The organism is Leisingera sp. ANG-Vp (genome assembly GCF_000813725.1).
In the GTDB taxonomy this organism is placed as follows: Bacteria; Pseudomonadota; Alphaproteobacteria; order Rhodobacterales; family Rhodobacteraceae; genus Leisingera.
The window spans coordinates 1-6,585 of record NZ_JWLD01000115.1 but is presented as its reverse complement, the minus strand read 5'-3'; the positions used below and the strand labels follow the sequence as shown (position 1 = coordinate 6,585).

Annotated in this window: 6 protein-coding genes; 2 read left to right on the top strand and 4 right to left on the bottom strand. The window is 61.6% G+C overall.

The features are described 5' to 3' along the window. Positions 1-51: 51 nt before the first annotated feature. Positions 52-666, bottom strand: coding sequence for a protein-methionine-sulfoxide reductase heme-binding subunit MsrQ (msrQ, locus tag RA20_RS23965; RefSeq protein ID WP_039135248.1), 615 nt, complete (start codon positions 664-666; stop codon positions 52-54). 12 nt (positions 667-678) lie between these two features. After that, positions 679-1,584 (bottom strand): protein-methionine-sulfoxide reductase catalytic subunit MsrP, encoded by a 906-nt coding sequence (gene msrP, locus RA20_RS23960; RefSeq protein ID WP_039135239.1) that lies wholly within the window; start codon positions 1,582-1,584, stop codon positions 679-681. A gap of 234 nt (positions 1,585-1,818) precedes the next feature. Here msrP and RA20_RS23955 point away from each other — a divergent pair, with 234 nt between their 5' ends. Then, positions 1,819-2,253, top strand: a complete 435-nt coding sequence (locus RA20_RS23955; protein WP_039135235.1) for a DUF302 domain-containing protein — start codon at positions 1,819-1,821, stop codon at positions 2,251-2,253. 100 nt (positions 2,254-2,353) lie between these two features. After that, positions 2,354-2,923, top strand: a complete 570-nt coding sequence (locus RA20_RS23950; protein WP_039135231.1) for a hypothetical protein — start codon at positions 2,354-2,356, stop codon at positions 2,921-2,923. A 57-nt stretch (positions 2,924-2,980) separates the two neighbouring features. Here RA20_RS23950 and RA20_RS25610 read toward each other — a convergent pair whose 3' ends face one another. Both RA20_RS25610 and clpB read right to left on the bottom strand, forming a co-directional pair. Further along, complete coding sequence (locus RA20_RS25610; RefSeq protein WP_193748908.1) at positions 2,981-3,430, bottom strand: translation initiation factor 2; 450 nt, start codon at positions 3,428-3,430, stop codon at positions 2,981-2,983. A 187-nt stretch (positions 3,431-3,617) separates the two neighbouring features. Beyond that, positions 3,618-6,236, bottom strand: coding sequence for an ATP-dependent chaperone ClpB (clpB, locus tag RA20_RS23940; RefSeq protein ID WP_039135242.1), 2,619 nt, complete (start codon positions 6,234-6,236; stop codon positions 3,618-3,620). Between the last annotated feature and the right edge of the window lie 349 nt (positions 6,237-6,585).

Genomic DNA, 6,585 nt, shown 5'->3' with positions numbered 1-6,585 from the left:
GGAAAGCCCGGCGCCTTTCACAGCTCAATGCAGTCATGTCTCAGTCAGGGTCTAAGTCTGGCGGGTTACCGGCGGCTGTTTGCGAGACCGCGCAGCAGGCAGACGCAACACCAGCAATAGAAGCATCAAACCCAGATAGATCAGCGGTTCGATCTGAAAGCCTTTTGCCAGCATCACGAAATGCACCGCCCCAAGCAGCCCTGCCGCATAGGTCAGCCGGTGCAGCCGGGGCCAGTTTCGGCCCAGCTTGCGGACCGACAGATTGTTGGAGGTCACCGCCAGCGGCAGCATCAGGACAAAGGCACCCATGCCGATGGTGATATAGGGCCGCTTGGCAATATCGGCGAGGATCTGGCTGACGATCTGCACATCCAGCACCAGCCAGACCAGCAGGTGGCACAGAACATAGAAGAAGCACAGAAGCCCGATCGCCCGGCGGAACTTCATCAGGTTCAGGCCCAGAAGGCGGCGCAAGGGAGAGACAGCCAGCGTCAGGATCAGCAGCTGCAGCGCCAGCTCGCCGTATTCGTGCTCCAGCGCCTTGATCGGTTCCACGCCCAGCCCGCCTGTGAGCCCCTGATAAAACAGCCACGGCGCCGGCAGGGCGCCGATCAGATAAACGGCCCAGACGGGCAAGCGGCGCAGAAGCTGATTCACGGATCCCATCAGGCAGCCCACTCAATAGAACTTGGCCAGGTCCATACCGTCGTACATGGAGGCGACCTCAGCCTCATAGCCGTTGAACATCAGCGTCGGCTGGCGCTTGGCAAACAGCCCGCCGCCGATGCGGCGCTCGCTGGCCTGGCTCCAGCGCGGATGCGAGACATTCGGGTTCACGTTACTATAGAACCCGTATTCGCGGCCATTGGCCATGTTCCAGCTGGTCGGCGGCTCCTGATCGGTCAGGGTGATGCGCACCACCGACTTGATCGACTTGAAGCCGTATTTCCACGGCACCACCAGCCGCAGCGGCGCGCCGTTCTGATTGGGCAGAGGCTTGCCGAAGATCCCGGTGGCCATCATCGTCAGCGGGTGCATCGCCTCATCCAGGCGCAGGCCTTCGCGGTAGGGCCAGTCAAGCACTTTATAGGCAGTGCCGGGCATCTCGGAGGGGCGGTAGAGGGTTTCGAAGGCCACATATTTGGCCCCCTCCTGCACCCCGGCCATATTCAGCAGATCCGCCAGTTCGAACCCTTGCCAGGGCACCACCATCGACCAGGCCTCAACACAGCGGAAGCGGTAGATACGCTCCTCCAGCGTCATCTCGCCCAGGATCTGCTCAAAGGAATAGTCGCCCGGCTTGTCCACCAGCCCGTCGACCTTGACGCTCCAGGGCTGGGTGGTCATCCGATCCGCGTATTTGGACGGGTCGCCCTTGCCGGTGCCAAACTCATAGAAATTGCAGTAATTGGTCACCTCATCCCAGGTATTGGGCTCCAGCGCCTCCTCTGCATGCGCCCGGCCGCCCAGCGCCGCGGCCAGCCCGGAACCCGCCAGCCCCGCCATGATCTGGCGGCGGTTCCAGAAGGCAGCCTCGGGGGTTGCATCTGCAAGGGTCAAGTCATTGGTCCAGCGGCGCGCCATCTATGTCTCCTGAATCTGCGTTACACATGAGGTAACGGCCCCGTGCGCAAAACCCAAAACATATCGTCTCACGACTGCGCGAGAGATCTGTAACGTAGCATCCATTGGTTCGCCCCACATGAACCGGAGCGCATGCGGCAAAGAAACCGGTAGCCGTCCTGGAAAACTCATGCAAAAAACACAATACGTTCAGCGCGGCAGACCCGAAGCCCTTATCGAAGCAGGAGACATTCCGTGAAACAGCTCATTACCGCAGCCGCTCTGACACTTGGCACCCAGGCCGCCGCGCAGGATATGGTCAGCTACACGACAACGCTGCCTTATGATGATGTGATTTTCGGTCTGGAAAGCGCCATCACGGACCGCGGGCTGGTGATTGATCACGTCAGCCACGTGGGCGGAATGCTGGAGCGCACCCGGGCAGATGTCGGCTCGGACATCGTGCTGTTCTCCCAAGCGCAGGTCTTCTCCTTCTGCTCCGCCAAACTGTCGCGCCAGGTGATGGAGGCCGACCCGATGAACATCGCCTTTTGCCCCTATGGCATCTTCGTGGCCCAGGCCCCGGGAACCGAGGAGGTCACCATCGGCTTCCGCGCTTTCCCCGAAGGCGAAATGGAAGTGATCCACAGCCTGCTGGACGGCATCGTGCAGGAAGCGATCGAGGAGTAGCGCCGGCAAAGATCCCGCTGCCCGGAAATTCCCCGCTGCACCCGGCACGCGCATTCGCTATGCTGGCCGGAAAGTGAAATTCCGGCACGGGCAGACCGATATGAAATCCCTCTTTGCTTCCCTGATGCTGCTGGCCGCGGCTGTGCTGTCCGGCTGTGCCGCAGGCCCCACAGCGACCAAGGATGATGTCGCGGAGCTCTCCCATGCCCTGCAATCTCTGGATCCGGAAGTCGACCCCGCCGAGGCCCGCCGCGCCGCCGAGATTGCCTACAGCTATTCTGCCCGGCTGGCCGAACAGTATAACGTCACCACCTCGCCGATCATCCACAACACGCTGGTGAACAGCGGCGTCAAGGAGCGCGGCATCTGCGTGCATTATGCCGAAGACATGCAGGCACGCCTGAACCAGGAGAACTTCCAGACACTGTCGATGCTTCGTGCCATTGCCGAGCCGCGCAGCGATTTCCGCATCGACCACTCGACCGCAGTGATCGCCGCAAAGGGCGACGGCATTTACCAGGGCATCGTGCTCGACCCCTGGCGCTATGGCGGCAAGCTCTATTGGTCGGCCACTACCGAGGACCCCCGCTATGACTGGGAGCCCCGCCTGAAAGTCCTGCGCCGGAAATATGAGCGGCGAATGGCCAAGGAAGCCACTGCTTCCGACTAACCGGTTTGCCCTGCTTTTGGCGAAGCCCGCCAAACTTGGCGGGCTTTGACTGTCTGCTTAGGAATTGGCTTCAGCAGCTTCCACTGCTTCCTTTTCCTGCCTAAGCAGCGCCTCTCCATCAATTTGTTGAGATTGCGGTTTGTCAAAATCGGCATGCACCGGATTCGGGAGGTGATCCAGCGAAGAGCCTGTCGCAGCATCAATACCAACGCCGATAACACCGCCTGCGAGAATATTCCCAGCCAGAGCAGCTCCGCCGGTACCACGGACTCTGGTAGTCACACCAATAACGCGCGTTTCATCACCGTTGTAGAAAGTGGCAGAAAACTTCTGCTTGCGATTGATTTTAAGGTTACATGGCGTAGTGCAGTGCATGCTGTTGCTGGTTTCCACTCTAAGTCCGCTGGGATTTGAAGTGAACTGCACGTCTTCATTTGTACCTTTGGTAACAGTCGCGCAAGCCGACAGAGAAAGAGCCGACACAGCGGCCAACGAAATCTTCTTCAATTCAATTCCCTCATAGTGTGAATTTTTGAGACCGTACTCACCTAGTTTCCCACTCCATACGCAGTCAAGTCCGACAGGGCTCGACTCACTGGCGCAACTGGTCACTAATTTTTTGGGATCCGCAAATGTGGGAGCCCGCCTAAGAAAGGCGGGCCCGTCTTTTCTTCCAATTGGACTTCAAGGTTGCTTAATGCACCACGGCATCGTCAGGCCTGGGCCGCTCTGACGTGCCCAGCCGGTCGCCGATGATCAGCCCGTCGCTGCCCGCCGAGACGGGGACGGTGTCGCCGTCCTTGATCTCGCCGCCCAGCAGGGCTTCGGCAAGCGGGTTCTGCAAAGCGCGCTGGATCACCCGCTTCAGAGGCCGGGCGCCGAACACCGGGTCATAGCCCTCATCCGCGAGCCAGGTCTTGGCGGCCTCATCCAGCTCGAGCGCGATCTTGCGGCCTGCCAGGCGTTTCAGCAGCCGCGCCAGCTGAATCTCGACGATGCCATCCATATCGGCGCGCGCCAGACGGTCGAAGATAATGGTCTCATCCAGCCGGTTCAGGAACTCGGGCCGGAAATGCGCCTTAACCGCATCCATCACATCGCGCCGCGCGTCCGAGGCATCGGCACCTTCGGGCAGCTGGCTCAGCGCCTGTGCACCTAGGTTCGAGGTCAAGATGATCAGCGTCTGCTTGAAGTCCACGGTGCGGCCCTGGCCATCGGTCAGCATACCGTCGTCCAGCACCTGCAAGAGCACGTTGAACACATCCGGATGCGCCTTCTCGACCTCATCAAACAGCACCACCTGATAGGGGCGGCGGCGCACGGCCTCGGTCAGCACCCCGCCCTCGTCATAGCCGACATAGCCTGGAGGCGCGCCGATCAGCCGGGCAACCGAGTGCTTCTCCATGAACTCCGACATATCAATGCGCACCATCGCGTGCTCGTCGTCGAACAGGAAGCCCGCAACCGCCTTGGTCAGCTCGGTCTTGCCGACGCCGGTGGGGCCAAGGAACAGGAACGAGCCCAGCGGCCTATTCTCGTCGTTCAGCCCCGCCCGCGCCCGGCGCACCGCATTGGCCACCGCGGTGACAGCGGCGTTCTGGCCAATGACCCGGCGGTGCAGCTCATCTTCCATGCGCAGCAGCTTCTCCCGCTCGCCCTCCAGCATTTTGGAGGTCGGAATGCCGGTCCAGCGCTCCACCACCTCGGCGATCTGCGCGGGCCGTACAGCCTCCTCGACCATCAGGCCTTTTTCCTCGCGACCCTCCGCATCGGACAGCTGCTTCTCCAGCTCCGGGATCACGCCATAAGACAGCTCGCCTGCTCGGGCCAGATTGCCCTCCCGCTTAGCGATCTCCAGATCAGCGCGGGCGCGGTCCAGCTTTTCCTTCAGATCGCGGGCCGAAGCCAGCTTATCCCGTTCCGACTGCCACTGCGCGGTCATCTCGGCGGACTGCTCCTGCAGGTCCGAGAGTTCCTTTTGCAGTTTCTCCAGCCGGTCCTGGGAAGCCGCATCATCCTCCAGCTTCAGCGCCTCTTCCTCGATCTGCATCTGCAGGATTTGGCGGTCCAGCGCATCCAGCGCTTCGGGCTTGCTGTCCACCTGCATCCGCAGGCGGCTGGCGGCTTCATCCACCAGGTCAATCGCCTTGTCCGGCAGGAAGCGGTCGGTGATATAGCGGTTTGACAGGGTCGCCGCCGAGACCAGCGCCGCATCGGCAATCCGCACCCCATGGTGCAGCTCGTACTTTTCCTTGATGCCGCGCAGGATCGAGACGGTGTCCTCCACCGTCGGCTCCGTCACCATCACCGGCTGGAACCGGCGGGCCAGGGCTGCGTCTTTCTCCACATATTTGCGGTATTCATCCAGTGTAGTGGCGCCGACGCAGTGCAATTCGCCGCGCGCCAGCGCCGGCTTGATCAAGTTGGCCGCATCCATGGCGCCATCGGATTTACCTGCCCCAACCAGCGTGTGCATCTCATCGATGAACAGGATAATCTCGCCCGCAGCTTCTGTCACCTCGGTCAGCACCGCTTTCAGGCGCTCCTCGAACTCGCCGCGGTATTTCGCACCGGCAATCAGCGCGCCCATGTCCAGCGACAGCAGCTGCTTGTCACGTAGGGACTCAGGTACATCGCCATTTACAATGCGCAGCGCCATGCCTTCGGCGATGGCTGTCTTCCCGACACCCGGTTCACCGATCAGAACCGGATTGTTCTTGGTCCGGCGTGACAGCACCTGCATCGAGCGGCGGATTTCTTCGTCGCGGCCGATGATCGGGTCAATCTTGCCCTCGCGCGCCGCCTCGGTCAGATCGCGCGCGTATTTCTTCAGCGCATCATAGCCTTCCTCGGCGGTGGCAGAATCAGCCGTCCGCCCCTTGCGGATGTCATTGATGGCTTCATTCAGCTTCTGCGCCGTGACGGCGCCGGCCTCCAGGGCATCCTTCGCCTTGGATTTCACCATGCACAGCGCCATCAGCAGCCGCTCAACCGGCACAAAGCTGTCGCCTGCTTTCCCGGCAATCTTCGCAGCCTCATCCATCACCTTGGCGGTTTGGCCGTCCAGATAGATCTGCGCAGCGTCGCCGCTGACCTTGGGCTGCTTGGCAACAGCTGCCTCGACAGCCTCAGCCACGCGCGCAGGCACGCCGCCCGCACGGGAGATCAGATTGCTCGCCAGCCCCTGATCGTCATCCATCAATGCTTTCAGAATATGCTCAGGCACCAGCCGCTGGTGCCCCTCGCGCATCGCAATGGTCTGCGCTGCCTGCACGAATCCCCGCGCACGCTCCGTGAACTTGTTCAAGTCCATCTTGCTCTCCTTTTTCAAGCGCCCTTTGGGTTTGGCAGCGCCCGCTTTGCGGCACGCCCCGGTCCGGGCCTCACAGTTCAATGTGGGAAGCAACGCCCCCGCTTCAAGCCCATTGAACACGGAAAAGATGAGCATTTCCCTGACTTCCGTCAAACGGCTCACAGCAGCTCCGGCCCCGCCGCCCCAAGCGCAACCGCGCCGCGCGCCCGCGCGGCGCCCGGCCCAAAATCTGCAATAGGCGCCGGCAGGGGCCTGTTCAGATGCGGGAGCCCTCCGCCGCATCTTGCTCAATGGCGCGGCCGCGCGTATGTAGCACCAGTTTCACACCGCCCCCGCCCCAAAGGACCGC

Bases quoted from the DNA above. Each gene is read 5' to 3' on its own strand.
- msrQ (WP_039135248.1), bottom strand. From the start codon at position 666: ATGGGATCCGTGAATCAGCTTCTGCGCCGCTTGCCCGTCTGGGCCGTT.
- msrP (WP_039135239.1), bottom strand. From the start codon at position 1,584: ATGGCGCGCCGCTGGACCAATGACTTGACCCTTGCAGATGCAACCCCC.
- RA20_RS23950 (WP_039135231.1), top strand. From the start codon at position 2,354: ATGAAATCCCTCTTTGCTTCCCTGATGCTGCTGGCCGCGGCTGTGCTG.
- clpB (WP_039135242.1), bottom strand. From the start codon at position 6,236: ATGGACTTGAACAAGTTCACGGAGCGTGCGCGGGGATTCGTGCAGGCA.